Annotated in this window: 20 protein-coding genes; 18 read left to right on the top strand and 2 right to left on the bottom strand. The window is 32.7% G+C overall.

What is annotated here, in order from left to right; translation table 11 throughout:
* Window positions 1-17 precede the first annotated feature (17 nt).
* The 12 genes from RWM24_RS05050 to RWM24_RS05000 all read left to right on the top strand — a co-directional run bounded on the left by RWM24_RS05050 (window position 18) and on the right by RWM24_RS05000 (window position 10,000).
* Window positions 18-1,397, top strand: coding sequence for an MATE family efflux transporter (locus RWM24_RS05050; RefSeq protein ID WP_314112181.1), 1,380 nt, complete (start codon window positions 18-20; stop codon window positions 1,395-1,397).
* A 77-nt stretch (window positions 1,398-1,474) separates the two neighbouring features.
* A complete protein-coding gene (locus tag RWM24_RS05045) occupies window positions 1,475-1,747 on the top strand; it encodes a UPF0223 family protein (RefSeq protein WP_314112179.1) in 273 nt (90 codons plus the stop codon).
* Between the two features lie 14 nt (window positions 1,748-1,761).
* Complete coding sequence (locus RWM24_RS05040) at window positions 1,762-2,541, top strand: inositol monophosphatase family protein (RefSeq protein WP_314112177.1); 780 nt, start codon at window positions 1,762-1,764, stop codon at window positions 2,539-2,541.
* A 49-nt stretch (window positions 2,542-2,590) separates the two neighbouring features.
* Window positions 2,591-3,133: a TIGR00730 family Rossman fold protein gene (locus tag RWM24_RS05035; protein WP_314112175.1), complete on the top strand. Its 543-nt coding sequence runs from the start codon at window positions 2,591-2,593 to the stop codon at window positions 3,131-3,133.
* Between the two features lie 137 nt (window positions 3,134-3,270).
* The gene (locus tag RWM24_RS05030) at window positions 3,271-3,699 is read left to right on the top strand and encodes a hypothetical protein (protein WP_314112173.1); all 429 of its coding nucleotides are present in this window, start codon (window positions 3,271-3,273) and stop codon (window positions 3,697-3,699) included.
* A gap of 50 nt (window positions 3,700-3,749) precedes the next feature.
* The gene (locus RWM24_RS05025; protein ID WP_314112170.1) at window positions 3,750-4,295 is read left to right on the top strand and encodes a DUF1697 domain-containing protein; all 546 of its coding nucleotides are present in this window, start codon (window positions 3,750-3,752) and stop codon (window positions 4,293-4,295) included.
* 323 nt (window positions 4,296-4,618) lie between these two features.
* Complete coding sequence (locus RWM24_RS05020) at window positions 4,619-4,957, top strand: putative DNA-binding protein (protein WP_314112168.1); 339 nt, start codon at window positions 4,619-4,621, stop codon at window positions 4,955-4,957.
* Between the two features lie 21 nt (window positions 4,958-4,978).
* Window positions 4,979-6,415: a signal recognition particle protein gene (gene ffh, locus RWM24_RS05015; protein WP_314112167.1), complete on the top strand. Its 1,437-nt coding sequence runs from the start codon at window positions 4,979-4,981 to the stop codon at window positions 6,413-6,415.
* Between the two features lie 21 nt (window positions 6,416-6,436).
* Window positions 6,437-6,991 carry an NADPH-dependent FMN reductase gene (locus RWM24_RS05010; protein WP_314112165.1) on the top strand — a complete coding sequence of 185 codons (555 nt, stop codon included), beginning with the start codon at window positions 6,437-6,439 and terminating at the stop codon, window positions 6,989-6,991.
* 156 nt (window positions 6,992-7,147) lie between these two features.
* On the top strand, window positions 7,148-8,485 hold the full coding sequence (locus tag RWM24_RS05005) for an MFS transporter (protein WP_314112163.1): 1,338 nt from the start codon (window positions 7,148-7,150) through the stop codon (window positions 8,483-8,485).
* Window positions 8,486-8,940: 455 nt separating this feature from the next.
* Entirely contained in the window at window positions 8,941-9,027 is an 87-nt protein-coding gene (locus RWM24_RS08345; protein WP_399539384.1) for a hypothetical protein, read from the top strand.
* Between the two features lie 565 nt (window positions 9,028-9,592).
* Entirely contained in the window at window positions 9,593-10,000 is a 408-nt protein-coding gene (locus RWM24_RS05000; protein WP_314112161.1) for a GNAT family N-acetyltransferase, read from the top strand.
* Between the two features lie 227 nt (window positions 10,001-10,227).
* Here RWM24_RS05000 and RWM24_RS04995 read toward each other — a convergent pair whose 3' ends face one another.
* Window positions 10,228-11,043: a Cof-type HAD-IIB family hydrolase gene (locus RWM24_RS04995; RefSeq protein ID WP_314112159.1), complete on the bottom strand. Its 816-nt coding sequence runs from the start codon at window positions 11,041-11,043 to the stop codon at window positions 10,228-10,230.
* A gap of 119 nt (window positions 11,044-11,162) precedes the next feature.
* On the opposite strand from RWM24_RS04995, the gene RWM24_RS04990 reads away from it, so the two are divergent.
* Both RWM24_RS04990 and RWM24_RS04985 read left to right on the top strand, forming a co-directional pair.
* Window positions 11,163-11,924 carry an alpha/beta fold hydrolase gene (locus RWM24_RS04990; RefSeq protein WP_314112157.1) on the top strand — a complete coding sequence of 254 codons (762 nt, stop codon included), beginning with the start codon at window positions 11,163-11,165 and terminating at the stop codon, window positions 11,922-11,924.
* A 4-nt stretch (window positions 11,925-11,928) separates the two neighbouring features.
* On the top strand, window positions 11,929-12,246 hold the full coding sequence (locus RWM24_RS04985) for a metal-sulfur cluster assembly factor (RefSeq protein WP_314112156.1): 318 nt from the start codon (window positions 11,929-11,931) through the stop codon (window positions 12,244-12,246).
* A gap of 63 nt (window positions 12,247-12,309) precedes the next feature.
* On the opposite strand, the gene RWM24_RS04980 is transcribed toward RWM24_RS04985, so the two are convergent.
* Entirely contained in the window at window positions 12,310-12,615 is a 306-nt protein-coding gene (locus RWM24_RS04980) for a dTDP-glucose 4,6-dehydratase (protein WP_314112154.1), read from the bottom strand.
* Between the two features lie 169 nt (window positions 12,616-12,784).
* Here RWM24_RS04980 and RWM24_RS04975 point away from each other — a divergent pair, with 169 nt between their 5' ends.
* Genes RWM24_RS04975 through RWM24_RS04960 form a run of 4 tightly spaced genes read left to right on the top strand, consistent with a single transcriptional unit; the run spans window position 12,785 to window position 18,676 of the window.
* The gene (locus RWM24_RS04975) at window positions 12,785-14,119 is read left to right on the top strand and encodes an MATE family efflux transporter (protein WP_314112152.1); all 1,335 of its coding nucleotides are present in this window, start codon (window positions 12,785-12,787) and stop codon (window positions 14,117-14,119) included.
* A gap of 17 nt (window positions 14,120-14,136) precedes the next feature.
* On the top strand, window positions 14,137-15,804 hold the full coding sequence (locus RWM24_RS04970) for a formate--tetrahydrofolate ligase (RefSeq protein WP_314112150.1): 1,668 nt from the start codon (window positions 14,137-14,139) through the stop codon (window positions 15,802-15,804).
* Between the two features lie 18 nt (window positions 15,805-15,822).
* On the top strand, window positions 15,823-17,712 hold the full coding sequence (locus RWM24_RS04965) for an ABC-F family ATP-binding cassette domain-containing protein (RefSeq protein ID WP_314112148.1): 1,890 nt from the start codon (window positions 15,823-15,825) through the stop codon (window positions 17,710-17,712).
* A gap of 19 nt (window positions 17,713-17,731) precedes the next feature.
* The gene (locus RWM24_RS04960) at window positions 17,732-18,676 is read left to right on the top strand and encodes a thymidylate synthase (protein WP_314112146.1); all 945 of its coding nucleotides are present in this window, start codon (window positions 17,732-17,734) and stop codon (window positions 18,674-18,676) included.
* The last annotated feature ends 11 nt before the right edge of the window (window positions 18,677-18,687 follow it).

Here is an 18,687-nt window from a genome sequence, read left to right as displayed (position 1 = left end):
AAAGAAGGAGAGATGGCATGGAAGAAGGTATAAATCAGAAGTTCAATAAATCAGAGTTAAGAATGAATATTTTTCAAATTGTATGGCCTGTCTTTATTGAAGTGTTATTAGGCTCTTTATTCGGAATGGTCGATATGATGATGGTAGGTCGAATTCCAGAACATGCAGCTCAAGCAGTATCTGCTGTAGGGATGACGAATCAACCCGTATTTTTAGGATTGAGTTTTGTTCAAGCATTGAATGTAGGTGGAACTGCCATCATTGCTCGTTATTATGGAGCAAAAAAATATAAAAATATTAGTTTAGTATTAAAACACGTTATGTTACTGGCAACGTTAGGATTTGTCATTCCGATTTCGATTTTAATGATTGTATTAGCGCCTAATGTGTTATCTTTTTTAGGAGCGGATTCTTCTGTTATTGAAGTTGGGTCAGGATATTTTAGGGTGATTATGATTGGATTTGTTTTTCAATCATTTTCGTTTACGATGACAGCAGCATTGCGTGGAATTGGTGAAACAAAAATTCCGATGCGGAATAATTTAATTGCGAATAGTTTAAATGTACTTGGAAATGCTGTATTAATTTATGGTTTATTTGGTTTCCCAGTACTTGGAGTGACTGGAGCAGCGATTTCAACTGCATTGAGTAATGTTATTGCGATGTCGTTAAACTTAAGGTATGTGTTATCTAAAAAGAGTGTTTTATATTTGGATTTTAAAGAGAAATTTGAATTTCGTTTTGAAATGATGAAAGATTTAATCCGAATTGGGTTACCGACTGCTTTAGAACAATTAGCATTAAGAGTAGGAATTATTTCATTTTTAAATATTGTTTCTGGATTGGGGACAAATGTTTATGCAGCTCATCAAATTTCATTAAATATTTTAAATCTAACTTATTCACCTGCCCAAGCTTTTGGGATAACGGCTTCCACTTTAATGGGGCAATCTCTTGGAGCAAGAAATGAACAATTGGCAAGAATGTATACAAGAATGTGTCAACGAATAGGCTTTGTAATTGCCATCGGGATGTCACTATTTATCTTTTTCGGTTCGAAAACTTTAGCAGAATTTTACTCTACAGATTTTGAAATTATTCGTAATACAATGATTGCTTTAACAATTGTAGCATTTGTTCAACCGTTCCAAAGTCATCAATTAATTACTTCGGGTGCATTAAGAGGTGCCGGAGATACTGTGTGGCCTCTGATTGCGATTTTTGTAGGTTCGGTGTTGATTCGTGTTAGTTTGGGCTATGTATTTGTCAATATGATTGGGTTAGGCTTAGCAGGAGCTTGGTATGCAGTATTTATTGACCAATTTATTCGTTGGCTCATTATTTTATTTAGATTTAAATCAGGAAAATGGAAGAATATTCGCATCAACTTAGATTAGTAAATGAAGGATATACCTTTTTATTTTAACGAAAAAGGTGTATACTAAGCAGTGTACTTTTTTGAGGAGGGACTTATTTGGCAAATTATAGTTATCCATTAGACTTGGATTGGACTCACCAAGAAATGTCTACGGTTATTGCTTTATGGAATGCTGTAGAAGATGCTTATGAACGTGGAATTGAAACGCAAGTATTTATGAAACGATACAAAGATTTCAAAACGATTGTAAAAAGTATTGGCGAAGAAAAAAGACTTGGGAAAGAATTTGAATCGGTTTCTGGATATAGTTTATATCGTGTCGTTCAAATGAGTAAAAATACTTCAAAAAGAATTAAAATGGAACAGTAGAAAGGATGTTAGTTATGGATTTATTTGCAACACATTTATTAGTCAATGATTGGATTATGGAGGCTGGAAATAAAATTCGTCATAGCTTTGGTGAATCCATTACAGTGGATACAAAATCTAGTCGAAATGACTTAGTAACGAATGTTGATAAAGAAATCGAACAATTTTTAATTTCAAAAATTCGTGAACAATTCCCAACACATAAAATTATGGGTGAAGAAGGATTCGGTGACGAATTAACTTCAATGGACGGATATGTATGGTTAATTGATCCAATTGATGGAACATTAAACTTTGTAAAACGTCAAGAAGATTTTGGGATTATGGTTGCTTTATATAAAGATGGCGTTGGTTTGTTAGGATATATTTATGATGTCATGCGTGATCGTTTTGTTTATGGTATTAAAGACTATGGTGCTTACTGCAATGGACGTCGTTTATCTAAACCTGAAGTTCATAGTATTGGTGATAGCTCTATTAACGTAAACGGATTTATGTTATTAGAAGCAAATGAAAAAGAAGCATCAATGATTCGTAAAGCAATGGTTACTCGTACTTATGGAGCTTCTTCAATTGAACATATCCAAGTAGTATTAGGAAAATCTGTCGCTTATGTTTCAACATTATTAGCACCATGGGATATTGCTGCTGGTATGGTAATTGCAAAAGAATTAGATTTACACTATAGTACAGTAGACGGAAAAGAAGTAGACTTCTTAGTACCAAACAAAAAGACTACAGGGGTTATCTGTTCGAAAGAGATTGCTGAAGAAATTATTGCAGCATTTAAATAATCACAATAGAGTCGTAAAATTTTACGGCTCTTTTTTATAAGGAGAATTTATGAATATTGCAGTTTATTGTGCCGCTAGTCAGAGTAGTCTTAGTTTTGCTGAAAAAACTGAAGAACTAGGACTTTGGATAGCGAATATGAATCACACACTTGTTTACGGTGGAGGAAATACTGGCTTAATGGGAGTGATTGCAACTTCTGTTATGAATGCAGGTGGACAAGTCATTGGCGTCATGCCACAATTTTTTGTGGATCGTGAAATCGCAAAAAAAGATATCACCAAACTTCATATTGTTGAAACGATGTCAGAACGTAAAAATAAAGAGATTGAATTAAGTGAAGTGTATATTGCACTTCCGGGAGGTCCAGGAACACTCGAAGAAATTGCAGAAGTCGTTTCATGGGTAAGAGTTGGTCAAACAAATGGAATCTGTATTTTTTATAATATAGAAGGGTATTATGATCATTTAGAAGCTTTTTTCAATCATATGGTAACAACAAATCTACTAAGCGAAGAAGATAGAAGTCAAATACATTTTGCAAAGTCACTAGAAGAAATTGAAAAATTAATCGAAAACTACGAAAAGCGTTAGATGTGAGTCTGACGCTTTTTAATATTTGATTAAAAAGTTTATATTATCAGTTTTTTGAATAGTATTGAGGTTATAATAATGAGAGAAGGAAAGGGTTAGAGTTATTTTTTCGAGTTGCAAAACGAGGTGGATATTCAATGAAAAAAAGTATTATTTTGTTATTGTTATTAGTAACCTGTATCTTTGCCTTTTATAATTTGCTAGGGAACAATAGAAATGAGCTTTCTGAATTAGGGACTTCTGTTCAAAATGTAAAATTGGACTATAAAAGTGAGAGAGGATTTGGAAATGACCGATTTGATATTTACTCTTTTTCTTTAGAGGATGAAGTTAACTTTAATAATGATGATGCTAATCTTGAAGTGATTTATCAAAAAGAATTTAGTAATATCTTTAATACTGAAAGTAAAAAGAACCAAATATTAAAAGAAAAGCAAAATCAAATAGAGAATTTGTTAAAGGAGAAACGTTTTAGTTATAAATACGTTGTCCTAAAAGGAACTAAAAAATTGTATTTGTATGATGCGGTATCAAACAAAGGATATTGTTTCATACTAACGATTTAATATTTGTTGTATAATCATTAAAGGAAATTTTAAATAAAGGAGATAGTAAAGTGAGATACATTCTTTTACTACGTGGAATAAATGTTGGTGGTAAGAATAAAGTAGCAATGAGTGAATTGAAAGTATTATTAGAAAGTTTAAACTTTGAAAATGTTCATTCATATATTAATAGTGGGAATTTATTTTTTAGCAGTAGTGATACATTCGATACTTGTATTTGTAAAATAAAAGATTTACTAGAAAGTCATTATGAGTTTTCAATTTCTTTTGCTCTATTGACGAAAGAAGAATATTTAAAAGAAAAAGCAAACTTACCAGAGTGGTGGAATGAAGAGTTGGCTAGAAGAGATGTATTATTCTTTTCTTATCAATTAGATAAAAGCTCGATATTAGAGTTCCTTAACAAAGCAAACTTTCATAATGAGGTAGTATATATAGGGAATCATGCTGTGTTTTGGGGAAAATTCGATGAAGCAGAGTATTTAAAGACAACTTATCATAAACAGTTATTAAAGCAAGATTTCTATAAAAACATTACAATTCGAAATGGAAACACGTTTGAAAAAATAGCTCAAATTTTAGAGGCTGAAAAATAGTTCTAATTTTCATCGAAATTGATATTATAGATAATTCTAATAATTTGACATTTAATTTTTTTATCGTTACAATTTATTTAAAGATAGAAATATCTCAAATGCTTGTTGCTCCTTAAAAGGCAACTAAAATAAGTTTAAGCTCAAATATCTGTCGCTTCTCGATATGCGACTCATAAATAATCGAGTTCAAATATTTAGACTTTTAGAATATAAAAATAATAAAAGCGTTTATGCCATTTATTGCACCATGTTTTCATAGCAATTGGCATAAACGCTAGTTTTTGTTATAATTAGAAAGTGAGTTTACAAGCAGGAGGATGGCAATGGAAATTGAAAAGACAACTCAGATGAATTTGTTGTTAGAATTTTATGGCAAACTTTTGACTGAAAAACAACTAGGATATATGGAATTATATTACGGAGAAGATTATTCTCTTGGAGAAATTGCAGAAGAATTCGAGGTTAGTCGACAAGCCGTATATGATAATATTCGACGATCTGCTCAATTATTAGAAGATTACGAACTGGAACTACATTTAGTGAATGATTTTTATAAAAGACAAGCTATCTATGATGGCATTGAACAGCATATCAAAAAACATTATCCAAATGATCGTCAATTGCAACAATTGATGACAGACTTACAAGAAATGAATAAATAAGCCTGATTGAGGAGTGAGAAAATGGCATTTGAAGGATTATCAGATCGCTTGCAAAATGCGATGGGTTCGGTAACGAAAAAAGGAAAAATTACCGAAGCTGATTTAAAACAAATGATGCGTGAAGTTCGTTTAGCTTTATTAGAAGCGGATGTTAACTTCAAAGTTGTAAAAGATTTTGTACGAAAAGTAAATGAACGTGCTTTAGGTTCTAATGTATTAGAAGCTTTATCTCCAGCACAACAAGTTGTAAAAATTGTTAATGAAGAATTAACAGAATTAATGGGGGGAGAACAAGCTCCATTCCAATTTTCACCAAAACCACCTACTGTTGTGATGATGGTCGGTTTACAAGGGGCAGGTAAAACAACAACTGCTGGTAAATTAGCTTCATTCTTAGCAAAACATGAAAACAAACGTCCATTATTAGTAGCAGCCGACGTATACCGTCCAGCCGCTATTGATCAATTACAAACGTTAGGAAAACAATTAAATTATCCAGTATTTTCATTAGGAACTGATGTTAATCCTGTTGAGATTGCTAGACAAGCAATTGAACGTGCGACTATTGAAGGTCGTGACTTAGTTATCATCGATACGGCAGGTCGTTTACATATCGATGAAGCTTTAATGGAAGAATTACAAAATATTAAAGCTGTTGCAAATCCAAATGAAATCTTATTAGTTGTCGACGCAATGACAGGGCAAGATGCTGTGAATGTTGCTGAAACATTTAATGAGCGTTTAGATATTACTGGGGTTATTTTAACAAAATTAGATGGGGACACTCGTGGTGGTGCGGCACTATCAATTCGTTCTGTAACAGGAAAACCAATTAAATTCTCTGGTCGTGGTGAAAAATTAGAAGATTTCGAAATTTTCTATCCTGAACGTATGGCTTCTCGTATTCTTGGTATGGGCGATATCATGACTTTAATTGAAAAAGCTCAACAAGATTTTGATGAAGCAAAAGCTCAAGAAATGGCAGATAAAATTAAAGCTAATACATTTGACTTTAATGATTTTATCGACCAATTAGATCAAGTGAATAAAATGGGACCTTTGGAAGATATCTTAAAAATGATTCCAGGGTTAAATAAAATTCCAGGATTAAATGATTTAAAAGTGGATCCAAAAGATACAGCACGTATGAAAGCTATTGTCTTATCAATGACGCCAGCAGAACGTGAAAATCCAGATATTTTATCTCAAGCAAGACGTAAAAGAATTGCAGCAGGTTCAGCTCGTCCATTGGCAGAAGTAAACCGTTTGATTAAACAATTTAATGAGTCTAAAAAAATGATGAATCAAATGTCAAACGGTAATATGCAAGCAATGGAATCGATGATGGGACAACTAGGCATGGGTGGAGGCCGTAATAAATTAGGTCAAATCGCTATGCAACAATATGCTCGTCGCCAAAAACAAAATAAATTGAAAAAATTAAAGAAAAAACGTTAATAAATAGAAGGAGAGTTTGCAATGTCAAAACAAGTATTATTCATTAATGGTTCATTGAGAAAAGAATCTTTTAACCAAACTATTATTGATTATGTACAAGACAGATTAGTTGAAAAAGGCTATCAAACAAAACAAATTAGTTTTAAAGATGTACCATTTTTCAGTCAAGATATTGAATTCCCAGCTCCTGCTATTGTAGAAGAGTATCGTGGAGATTTTGAAGCATCTCAAGCTATTTGGATTGTGTCTCCTGAATATAACGGAAGTTTACCAGGAAGTTTAAAAAATGGTTTAGACTGGATGTCTCGTTCATTAGATATTACTTCTTATGCACCTCCTGCTTATATTGATAGTAAATTAATTGTTTTCAGTAGTGCAGCAGGACATTCTGGCGGAGCAAATGTTTTACGCGCTCTAACAGAATTAGCCACTAAAATGCGCATGAATCCACTAGAAAAAACAGTGGGACTTCATATCGGAGCAGGATTCCAAACAGGTGTTTTAACTCTATCAGATGAAGATAAATCTGAATTAGATACACAAGTGGAATTGTTAGTGGAAGCATTAGAAAAATAAAGATTGAATGAATAGAAATGGCCAGGCTTTTGTCTGGTCTCTTTCTTTGTTCTTAAAATAGTTATCATTGGCATTTTAAGAATAAATTATGGTAAGATATTTGGCTATGGATTTTTAGTGAAATGTATAGCAATAATTTGAAAGGATGTAACATGAATGAATAATGAAAAATGGCATGTATTGCCAGCAGTAATTGCGACAGCCATTATGAGTTTCTGTGGTGTATTAATTGAAACGGCAATGAATGTGACATTTCCGACATTAATGCAAGAATTTCAGACAACTTCTTCTGGAATTCAATGGGTGACAACGGGTTATTTATTAGCGATTGCTATTGTTGTTCCTATTTCTGCGTATTTAGTACGTAATTTTACAACAAGACAATTATTTTTAGCTTCGAATTTAATTTTTATTTTAGGAGTTTTAATCAATTGTATTTCTCCAAATTTAATCATGTTGTTATTTGGAAGATTTTTACAAGGAGTCGGTACGGGGATTGCTTTACCATTAATGTTCCATATCGTATTAACGCAAGTTCCAATTGAGCAACATGGTACAGTGATTGGATTAGGTTCTATGACGACTGCCCTAGCACCACCGATTGGGCCAACTTTTGGTGGATTAGTTTCAGCTGCTTTAGGATGGAGATTTATTTATTGGATTTTAATTCCATGTTTAGTGATTTCTTTAGTCATTGGTTTATGGGCAATTCCAAAAGAGAAGAGTATTCAAAAATCTCCATTTAATCTACTAGCATTTTTCTTCTTAGCGAATTGTTTAGCTAGTTTATTAATGGCAATTGAACATTTATCTCTTGTATGGCTATTAAGTGCAGTAGTAACGGGTGGATTATTTGAATACTTCAATCGTAAAAATGCTTTATTATCTTTTGCACCATTTAAAAATCATACGTTTAATGGAATGTTGTATGTAGTGTTAGCATTCCAAGCAACAGTTCTAGGTTTATCATTTGTATATCCAAACTATTTACAATTAGGGCTAAATCAAAGTGTGACAACCGCTGGACTATTTATGTTCCCTGGTGCAGCAATGGTTGCATTATTATCTCCTGTTTCAGGTAAATGGTTTGATGTGAAAGGACCGTTGAAGCCTTTATTAACAGGTTTAATTCTAGCAAGTATTGGTGGAGTATTGATTAGCTTATTCTTTGAGCATTTAGCTATTCTTCCATTATTAGCATTGAATATTATTTTAATGAGTGGTAATGGATTAGTAATGGGAAGCAATGTAACATTTTGTTTAATGCAATTAGATAAAGATGTTCAAGCAGATGGAAATAGTATCGTCAATACTTTACAGCAGTTTACTGGGGCTATTTCTACAACAGTCGTAGCAAGAATTTTTTCCGTGAATATGGATCGATTACCATTTGCTGGAAAATATAGTTTAATGTTTATTACAAGTTTAATTTTATTAGCTTTAGTAATCTTTGTTGTTCAATATAAGAAGACAAGAAAGCCTAGTGAAGTATAATTGACAATAGTTTTAAATGATTGATTAGTATAAATAAAATTTAAAAAGAAAAATTTCTTTGTAGCTAAAGTGAAAAAATCCATCGTGAAGATGGATTTTTTTACAGGCAAAATTCGAGACCAAGGCTCGAATTTTAGACATGAGACTCGCTATGCGAGGCTGCTGGCGGCTTAGCCTACAAAAGGAATTTTTTTTTGAATTTTATAAGAGATGAGCATAATTTTTCAATTGTTTTGATAAGTATACAATTCTGTTCTAAAACTTAGATAGGGGAAAACTAAATTATAAATCGAAAGATTAAAAATAGAGCTATTCCATTTTAGAAATGTTTATGGTACAGTATATGCGTAGAAAGTTTGAAAGCGGTGGCAATCTCTTAATAAGGTAGGTGATGCTTATGAGCATTGAATTAAATCTACTAGGAAGGAGGTTGCGATTTGTCAAACTATGAAGTAATGGCATTGATTGGTACATTTGCCATGGTACTATTGGCATTGTTATCATTGATTGTCAAAATCATAGAAATAACGACAAAAAAATAACACCGCTCACAACTTTGACGAGTTGAGTGGTGTTATTTATGTCATTCAATAAGCCACCGTCTTTTTAACGGTCTACAAGAGAGTCGAGTTCCCGCTCAGCTCTTTTTGTATCTAAAGTATAACAGAATCTAAAAAATATGTAAATAATTCTAACTATATCTTACTTTTTGTTCAACAAATCCTATTGGTGTATCAGTTTAAGAATTGAAATTCCTTTATGGATTAAATAAAAATTTAAGAAGAAAAAATTTTCTTTGTAGCTAAAGTAAAAAAATCCATCTTTTAGATGGACTTTTTTACAGGCAAAATTCGAGACTGAGGCTCGAATTTTAGCCATGAGACTCACTATGCGAGGCTGCTGGCGGCCTAGCCAACAAAGGGAATTTTTTCTTTTTAAATTTTGTAAGAGATGGATAAGTGTATATTTGTTTGCAAGAGTGAAGAGAATCTGTTACTCTAGTTTTGAATTATAGAAATAAGATAAAAGGAGTAAAAAATGCCGCTTATTTAGGCGTATAGTTCGCGTTTAATACCTTAAATACATTTTATAAGGAGATATGCTTATATGGAAATTATAGATTTAAATGAAGAACAGGTTGAGAACATCGAAACGAGACTGAGTTTATTTGATAGAAACTATATAAGTTATAAAATGAACGGATACATCCGGATCGGTGTTGAGATTGATGGTACACTAATTGGTGGATTGGATGCCTGTGTTACCGCATTTAAAATCCTCTATGTATCAACTGTTTTTGTTGACGCAGAATACAGGAGAAAAGGAATAGGTACCCAGTTAATCTGTGAGATGGAAAAACGTGCAGCTGCAATGGGAGTTAATATCATCCGGTTAGATACCTTTAACTGGCAGGGAAAAGAGTTTTACGAAGCATTGGGATATGAACGTGTTGGTCATTATGAAAATGCAGAAGATAACTATTCTGAATATTTTTTCGTGAAGAGAATTAATTGATAATTCTGTATTTTAACTTTGTTTGACAAATCCTATCGGTGAATCAGTTTGAGTATCGAAATTCCTTTAAGGTGCAAATAAAAATTTAAGAAGAAAAAATTTTTTTACAGGCAAAATTCGAGACCGAGGTTCGAATTTTAGCCATGAACCTCGCAAAGCGAGGCTGCTGGCGGCCTAGCTAACAAAGGGAATTTTTTCTTCTTGAATTTTGTAAGAGACGGATTCATCTAAGCTTTTAAATTAAAATAATTCATTAAGTAATGTGCTAACCCATCTTCGTTATGTGGAAGTGGAGTAATGTCGTCAGCAATTTCTTTTAAACTATCGATAGCATTATTCATCGCGACTCCAAGACCTGCATATTCAATCATTTCTAAATCATTGTCTTCATCACCGAATGCTAAAATATCCTCTCTTGGAATTCCAAAGTATTTAGATAAATGTTCGACAGCAGTTGCTTTATGCACCCCATTTGTGACGATTTCTAAACATGGCATCTCTCCGCCCCAAGTACGAACATCAATAGTTTTACCATAGCGTTGAATAATTCTTTCCTTGATACTCTTTTGTTTTTCAACACTTGAAAAAACAGTAATGGCTGTTGGCTTTTCTTTTAACTCAGTATCTTTTTGTAATAAAATTGGTTGTTGATCTTTTGGGTAGTATGGAGAGTCAGGAATGTTCTCAATGGTAGCATATAAATGATGCTTTCCTTCCACCATGAAATAGTCACAGTCTAATTCTTTATGAAAATCTAACATATCAAAAACAATAGATTCATCTAATGTCAAATGATATCCACCATCCCATTCTTCGTTAGAAGGAATATGGCATAAAGCGCCATTAAAGTTAACAATAGGTCCACCTAATCCTAAATCTTCATATAAATGTTTTGAACTTCTATAAGGACGTCCCGTTACAATCGCAACTTTGTGACCAAGTTCTGTTAAACGATGTAATGTTTGGATGGTAATAGGATTAAATTCAGATTGTCCATTTAAAGTAGTCCCATCTAAGTCAATAGCAATTAATTTTGGTTTCATTTTTTCCTCCTAAAGTGATTTATCTAATCGATTTTAATTGACGGCAACTTGTCAATTTAGTTACAATATCCTTATGAGTGTACCATATTTTTTATAAAATATGAAGAAAGAGGTTAGTTATGATAATAATTCAAGAAAAAGTGATTGAAAATATTCCAATTTTAGAAATTGTTCAAGAAGAAAATAAAGATAAGAAGATTCCGACAGTGGTTTGTTATCATGGTTGGACTGGGAGTAAGGAAAATTGTATTCACTATGGAGCAATGCTTGCTAAAAATGGCATGCGCGCCATTTTACCAGATCAGCTATATCATGGAGAGCGAAAAACATCTGAATTAAATGGCTTTGAATTATGGGAAATTATTGGGCAAAATGTTAAAGAATTTCCAACATTAGTCGGAGCTTATCAAAAAGAAAATTTAGTCGATAATAAAATTGGAGCAATTGGTTTCAGTATGGGTGGAATGACAACTTACGCATTATTAAAACATTTTCCATTTTTATACGCTGCAGTTAGTTTAATGGGGAATGCAGATCCAGTTGAATTTGCAAAATGGTCGCTTACTTCTACTTGGATGAAAGATAAACCAGCAGTAGAATTAACTCCTGATTTAATGGATAAATATATTCCAATGTTACAAAGTTTATCATTAGCAGATAATCCTGAAACAATTGCAGGTCGTCCAGTATTAATTTGGCATGGACTAGAAGATAAAAAAGTTCCATATGCATTAAACCGTGCATTTTACGAAAAGATTAAAGATGAACCGTATGCGGGTCGTGTGAAATGGATTGAAACACCAGAAGTGCCACACTTTGTTACGTTTAAAGCCATTGAAGCATCTGTAGAATTTTTAAAAGAATCATTAGTAGAGGAGTAATCGTATGAGTGAAACACCAGAATCAATGAAGGAAAAAATTTTAGAAGCGTTAGAAACAGTGATTGATCCTGAATTAGGAATTGATATTGTTAATTTAGGATTAATTTATGGAGTAGAGCTAAATGAAGAAGGACATTGCCAAGTGAATTTAACACTAACAACAATGGGATGTCCATTAGCAGATATTATTACAGATGAAATTCATCGTGCATTAAAAGGAATCGAAGAAATTAAAACGATTGATGTTAAATTAGTATGGTACCCAGCTTGGTCTCCAGAAAAAATGTCTCGTTATGCGAGAATTGCATTAGGAATTCGATAATGAAATAGAAAAGAAGGCTTAAAATCATGAGTAGATTTTAAGCCTTTTAGTTTGTAATTTTATTTAATCTTCTCCTGGTCTCATTGGTCGTTTATATTTACTTTTTACTTCTTGACGAATGACCGTTTGAGGACTTTTTCTTCCAGAGTTATACGATTTAAAAATTTCTTGCATCCGTTGATCATCAAATAGTTCTAAATTTTTATCAACAAAATGAAGGGCATCTTGCTGCCAATCTGAATGATAATAATTAAATAATTCTGCTACAGCCATTCTTTTGTCTGTAGCACTTCCTTGGAAGTTTGGATCTGTTATTTCTGCTAAATATTGTTGCATTTTTGCAATTTTTTCTTTATCAAATTCAACCATAAATCTTCGCCTCTTTTCGTTTGTATTGTAACATACTTTGTAGGGCTAAAAAAGAGAAATGTTACCGCTATTTTTTGTAAGTTTTTAAATTTTCTGATGGTATGACTGTTATATTATTGTAGATTTTAGTATACTATGGAATTGAGTATGTATAGAAAAGAGGAGTAAAATGGCGAAGGATATGACATCTGGAAATCCGATGAAATTAATTTCTCGGTTTACGTTACCCTTATTAATTGGGAATGTTTTTCAACAATTTTATAATATGGCAGATACTTATTTTGTTGGTAGATATATTGGGGTACAAGCACTTGCAGCAGTTGGTTCTACTGGAAGTATTGTTTTCTTTATTATTGGCTTTGCCATCAGTATGACCGCTGGATTAGCGATTCCTCTTGCCCAGAAATATGGGGCTAAAGATATGCAAGGAGTAAAAAGAAGTTTCTATGTTTCTACTTTAATTTCTATAGGAGCAACGATATTATTGACGACATTCAGTATGCTATTTTGTCGTCAAATATTAGAAATAATGCAAACTCCTCCAGAAATTATTGACTATGCTTATGAATATTTAATGGTGATTTTTGCTGGTATTTTTGCTCAAATTGCTTTTAACTTACTATCGAATATTATTCGTGCTATTGGAGATGCAAATACGCCACTTTATTTTTTAATCTTATCATGTTTATTAAATGTCTTTTTAGATTATGTATTTATCGTTTATTTTAAGATGGGAGTTGGAGGTTCTGGATTTGCGACTGTAGTAAGTCAATTATTCTCTGCTGTTTGTTGTTATATTTATATTAAAAAGAAAATTCCAATTTTACATATAGAAAAGGATTCAGTTTATTTTACAAAAGATTTTTTAGTCCATCATATGAATATTGCTTTTCCAATGGGATTTCAATCGTCTATTATTGCGATTGGAACGATAACTGTTCAAATTGTTTTAAATCAATTGGGGCATGAAGCGGTCGCTGGATACACTGCTGCACAAAAGATTGACCAATTAGGAATATTACCAATGATGTCATTTGGAATTACAATGGCAACTTATTCAGCTCAAAATTATGGTGCAAAATTATATGATCGTATTTGGAAAGGTGTTAGAGATTGTATTAAGCTTTCCCTTACATTTAGTTTTTGTGTAGGGTTTATTTTAATCCTTTTTAGTCCACATTTTATGAGAATGTTTGTTGGTGCTGGTCATGAATCGGTAGTGGAATATGGAAGACTTTATATTTTAGCTAATTCTTCTTCCTATGGTATTTTGTCATTATTATTTATTTATCGTTATACATTACAAGGAGTAGGAAAAACTGTGATTCCAACCTTTGCAGGAATCATGGAGTTAATGATGCGTGTGTTTGCAGCATTAGTATTAACAAAAGCTTTTGGCTATATAGGGTTAACAACGGCTAATCCTTTAGCGTGGTTTGGTTCCTTAGTTCCATTAGCAATTACTTATTATGCATTTAAAAGAAAATTTCAACGTTACAGTTAATTAGAGGAGGGATAAGGATGAAATCTGATATTCAAATTGCTCAAGAAGCTGTTATGAAACCAATTATTGATATAGCTTCAAGTATTGGCTTAGAAGAAGAACAAATCGAGTTTTATGGGAAATATAAAGCAAAAATTGATATGAATCGAATTTCTAAGGAGCAAAAAGGAAAATTAGTATTAGTTACTGCGATGAGTCCAACTCCTGCAGGAGAAGGGAAATCAACCGTTACAATAGGATTAGCAGATGCTTTTACAAAATTAGGGAAAAAATCCATTATTGCGCTTCGGGAACCTTCGTTAGGACCTGTAATGGGAATAAAAGGAGGAGCTTGTGGCGGAGGATATGCACAAGTTGTTCCAATGGAAGAAATTAATTTACATTTTACAGGGGATATGCATGCATTAACTTATGCAACAAATGCATTAGCAGCATTCATTGACAATCATATTTATCAGGGAAATGAATTACAAATTGATAGTAGAAGAGTCATTTGGAAAAGAGCTGTAGACTTAAATGATCGAGCTCTACGACAAGTTATTGTAGGATTAGGAGGTCCGATTCAAGGTATTCCTCGTGAAGATGGATTTGATATTACTGTTGCGAGTGAAATGATGGCAATTTTATGTTTAGCAACAGATCTAAAGAACTTGAAGCAACGTTTAGAAAATATCGTTATCGGCTACACTTTTAATAAAGTTCCAGTAACAGTGAAAGATTTAAATGTTCAAGGGGCTTTAACATTATTACTAAAAGATGCCTTAAAACCAAATTTAGTTCAAACATTGGAACATACGCCTGCTATTGTACATGGTGGACCGTTTGCTAATATTGCACATGGATGTAATAGTGTAATTGCGACCAATACGGCTTTAGCACTTGGAGAAATTGTTGTAACAGAAGCAGGTTTTGGAGCCGATTTAGGGGCTCAGAAATTTTTAGACATTAAAGTTCCTCAATTACAAAAAGCACCTGATGCAGTTGTCATTGTAGCAACGATTCGTTCGCTTAAAATGCATGGAGGAGTTTCCCTTTCTGGATTAACAGAAGGAGAAAATTTAGAAGCTTTAGAAAAGGGCTTTGATAATTTAGAAAAACATATTGAAAACATGACAGAACATTATGGACTTCCAGCAGTGGTGGCATTAAATGAATTCGTGACGGATACTCAAAAAGAAAAAGAATTAGTTCAAACACTTTGTCAGCAAAAAGGAATTTCTTGTATTTCGACTTCTGTATGGGAAAATGGTGGAAATGGTGGAGTAGCATTAGCAAATGAAGTGTTACACTTATTAGAACATTCAACACCTCAATTCCATTCAGTCTGTGAAGAAAATAGTACGATTGAAGAACAACTGGAAGCTATTGCAACTAAAATTTATGGAGCAAGTTCTGTTCAATATACAAAAGAAGCAAAATTACAATTAAAACAATTAGAAAAAAATGGTTGGAATCATTTGCCAGTTTGTATTGCGAAGACGCAGTATTCTTTCTCAGATGATGCGACTTTATTAGGAAGACCAAAGGGATTTGAATTAACGGTTCGATCTCTTGTTCCTAAATTAGGGGCAGGCTTTGTTGTAGCTTTAACGGGTAATATTTTAACAATGCCAGGACTGCCAAAAAAACCAGCTGCATTAGAGATGGATGTATTAGAAGACGGAAGAGCGACCGGTTTATTTTAATCATAAAAGGAGAGTATTATGAAAGATTTTCGTGTAGATCATTTGAAAAAAACATATGGTGCTAAAACATTATTAGCAGATGTTTCGTTCATTATTAATGAAGGAGAACATGTCGGCTTAATTGGTCAAAACGGTACCGGAAAAAGCTCGCTATTAAATATTTTAGCCGGAATAGATGAAGCAGAAAGTGGTACGATTACTTGTTCAAATGATTTTAGAATTGGGTATCTTTCACAAAATCCTTCTTTAAATCCTGAACATACGGTATTTGAAGCCATTTATGAATCAGACAATCCATTATTGAGATTAGTTCATGATTATGAATGGAGTGTCGAACAATTACAACAGCATCCACAAGATGAAAAATATTTAAAACAATTTGAAGCGTTGGAACAAAAAATGAATCAAGTGGATGGATGGCAATATGAAGTAAAAATTAAATCCATTTTACAACACGTGGGAATTGAGGATATTCATCAACAAATTTCTACATTATCTGGTGGGCAAAAGAAACGAGTAGGTCTTGCCAAAGTTTTAATGGAAGAGCCGGATTTATTATTATTAGATGAGCCGACAAACCATTTAGATATGCAAGCAATTCAATGGTTGGAACAATATTTAGCTGCGTATAAAGGTTCCTTATTATTAGTAACTCATGATCGTTATTTCTTAGAACGTGTTGTAGACCATATGTTTGAATTAACTCAAGGGAGAATTGAAGCATATGATGGGAATTATCAATCCTATTTAGAACAAAAATCTCAACGAGAACAAATTGCGCAAAAAATGTCTCATAAACAACAACGGTTATACCAACAAGAATTACAATGGATGAGACAAGGTGCTAAGGCTAGAACAACAAAACAACAAGCTAGAATTCAACGATTTGAACAATTAGAAAAAGAAGTGAAACAAACAGATTCTAAAGAATCTTTAGCCATTCGTTTTGATCAAACAAGAATTGGAAAACGAGTATTTCAATTAAAAGATGTCAGCTTACAAATTGGAGATAAGTCAATTGTTCGTTCTCTAGAATGGATTATTCAAAGCCAAGCTAGAATTGGAATTGTTGGGGAAAATGGAGTTGGAAAATCTACTTTTCTAAATGCTCTTGCAGGTCTATATCCATTTAGTGAAGGAGAACTGACTGTAGGAGATACAGTTCGCTTAGCTTACTATAAGCAACAAGATGAAGATATTCCAATGGATAAGCAATTAGTGCAATATTTAAGAGAATATGCCGAAGAAGTTCGACAAAAAAATGGTGAAGTAGCTTCGATTACGGAATTATTAGAAACATTTTTATTCCCTCGCTATATGCATGGAGCATTAATTGGTACGTTATCAGGTGGAGAAAGAAGAAGATTATATTTATTACGCCTTCTAATGACAAAACCAAATGTATTATTACTCGATGAACCAACGAATGATTTAGATATTGATACATTAACCGTCTTAGAAGATTATTTAGATGAATTTAATGGTGCAGTCATTGTAGTTTCTCACGACCGTTATTTCTTAGATAAAACAATGGATCAATTATTTGTGATTAAAGGACAAGGAAATACTGAATTGTATTATGGTTCTATGAGTGATTTCTTAGAAAAACAAGGTGAGTTAACAGTAGAAGAAACTAAAACTGTTGAAGCTCCAAAAGTAGCTGAAACACCGAAATCTTCTACTCCAGAAAAAGCTAAAAAGATGACGTACCATGAGAAAAAAGAGTGGGAAGAAATCGAAGGAAAAATTGCTGGATTAGAAGAATCAATTGAAGAAATTCAAGAAGCAATGAACCAACAAGCACAAGATTTTGCTAAATTACAAGAATTACAAACACAATTAGAAACATTAGAAGAAGAGTTAGCTAATGCCTACGAAAGATGGGAATATTTAGCTGAATTAGTTTAAATAGTAGGGAGCTTATCAGATGAAACAGTATTTAGAATTATTAGAAAAAATTAAGCAAGAAGGAATCGAAAAATCAGACCGTACAGGTACAGGAACAAAAAGTATTTTTGGCTATCAAATGCGATTTGATTTATCAAAGGGATTTCCAATTTTAACGACTAAAAGAGTTCCATTTGGACTCATTAAAAGTGAGTTATTATGGTTTATTAAAGGAGATACAAATATCCGTTATTTATTACAACATAATAATCATATTTGGGATGAGTGGGCTTTTAAACGTTATGTAGAATCTCCTGATTATACTGGAGAAGATATGACAGATTTTGGTCGTAGAAGTTTACAAGATCCAGTTTTTAAAGAAGTATATGAAAAAGAATTAGAAACATTTTGCCAAAGAATTTTAAATGAGGACGACTTTGCTGCAAAATATGGAGAATTAGGAAATATTTATGGTTCTCAATGGAGACATTGGAAAACGACTCAAGGAGAAACAATTGACCAATTAGCGCAAGTGATTGAAATGTTGAAGACATCTCCTGATTCAAGAAGATTATTAGTATCTGCATGGAATCCAGAAGATGTTCCTAGTATGGCATTACCTCCATGTCACACAATGTTTCAATTTTATGTGGCAGATGGTAAGTTAAGCTGTCAATTATATCAACGTAGTGCAGATGTCTTTTTAGGTGTGCCATTTAATATTGCAAGTTATGCATTATTAACGCATTTGATTGCTAATGAAGTAGGATTAGAAGTTGGAGAGTTTGTTCATACTTTAGGAGATGCCCATTTGTATTTAAATCACTTAGAACAAGTGGATCTTCAATTAAGTCGTGAAACATATGAGTTACCTCAATTAGTGTTAAAACATCCTGAAAAATCATTATATGATTTAGAAGCTGCAGATGTTGTATTAGAAGGATATGAATGTCATCCAACGATTAAAGCACCGATTGCTGTTTAGTTTAAAGGAGG

It is taken from the genome of uncultured Granulicatella sp. (genome assembly GCF_963516875.1).
Taxonomy (GTDB): Bacteria; Bacillota; Bacilli; order Lactobacillales; family Aerococcaceae; genus Granulicatella.
Note: the sequence above shows the minus strand (reverse complement) of the source record. Positions and strands in the feature narration are given on the sequence as shown.

Excerpts from the sequence above, each read along its gene's own strand:
- RWM24_RS05050 (WP_314112181.1), top strand. The coding sequence starts at position 18 with ATGGAAGAAGGTATAAATCAGAAGTTCAATAAATCAGAGTTAAGAATG.
- RWM24_RS05040 (WP_314112177.1), top strand. The coding sequence starts at position 1,762 with ATGGATTTATTTGCAACACATTTATTAGTCAATGATTGGATTATGGAG.
- RWM24_RS05035 (WP_314112175.1), top strand. The coding sequence starts at position 2,591 with ATGAATATTGCAGTTTATTGTGCCGCTAGTCAGAGTAGTCTTAGTTTT.
- RWM24_RS05030 (WP_314112173.1), top strand. The coding sequence starts at position 3,271 with ATGAAAAAAAGTATTATTTTGTTATTGTTATTAGTAACCTGTATCTTT.
- RWM24_RS05020 (WP_314112168.1), top strand. The coding sequence starts at position 4,619 with ATGGAAATTGAAAAGACAACTCAGATGAATTTGTTGTTAGAATTTTAT.
- ffh (WP_314112167.1), top strand. The coding sequence starts at position 4,979 with ATGGCATTTGAAGGATTATCAGATCGCTTGCAAAATGCGATGGGTTCG.
- RWM24_RS05010 (WP_314112165.1), top strand. The coding sequence starts at position 6,437 with ATGTCAAAACAAGTATTATTCATTAATGGTTCATTGAGAAAAGAATCT.
- RWM24_RS05005 (WP_314112163.1), top strand. The coding sequence starts at position 7,148 with ATGAATAATGAAAAATGGCATGTATTGCCAGCAGTAATTGCGACAGCC.
- RWM24_RS08345 (WP_399539384.1), top strand. The coding sequence starts at position 8,941 with ATGGCATTGATTGGTACATTTGCCATGGTACTATTGGCATTGTTATCA.
- RWM24_RS05000 (WP_314112161.1), top strand. The coding sequence starts at position 9,593 with ATGGAAATTATAGATTTAAATGAAGAACAGGTTGAGAACATCGAAACG.
- RWM24_RS04995 (WP_314112159.1), bottom strand. The coding sequence starts at position 11,043 with ATGAAACCAAAATTAATTGCTATTGACTTAGATGGGACTACTTTAAAT.
- RWM24_RS04990 (WP_314112157.1), top strand. The coding sequence starts at position 11,163 with ATGATAATAATTCAAGAAAAAGTGATTGAAAATATTCCAATTTTAGAA.
- RWM24_RS04985 (WP_314112156.1), top strand. The coding sequence starts at position 11,929 with ATGAGTGAAACACCAGAATCAATGAAGGAAAAAATTTTAGAAGCGTTA.
- RWM24_RS04980 (WP_314112154.1), bottom strand. The coding sequence starts at position 12,615 with ATGGTTGAATTTGATAAAGAAAAAATTGCAAAAATGCAACAATATTTA.
- RWM24_RS04975 (WP_314112152.1), top strand. The coding sequence starts at position 12,785 with ATGGCGAAGGATATGACATCTGGAAATCCGATGAAATTAATTTCTCGG.
- RWM24_RS04970 (WP_314112150.1), top strand. The coding sequence starts at position 14,137 with ATGAAATCTGATATTCAAATTGCTCAAGAAGCTGTTATGAAACCAATT.
- RWM24_RS04965 (WP_314112148.1), top strand. The coding sequence starts at position 15,823 with ATGAAAGATTTTCGTGTAGATCATTTGAAAAAAACATATGGTGCTAAA.
- RWM24_RS04960 (WP_314112146.1), top strand. The coding sequence starts at position 17,732 with ATGAAACAGTATTTAGAATTATTAGAAAAAATTAAGCAAGAAGGAATC.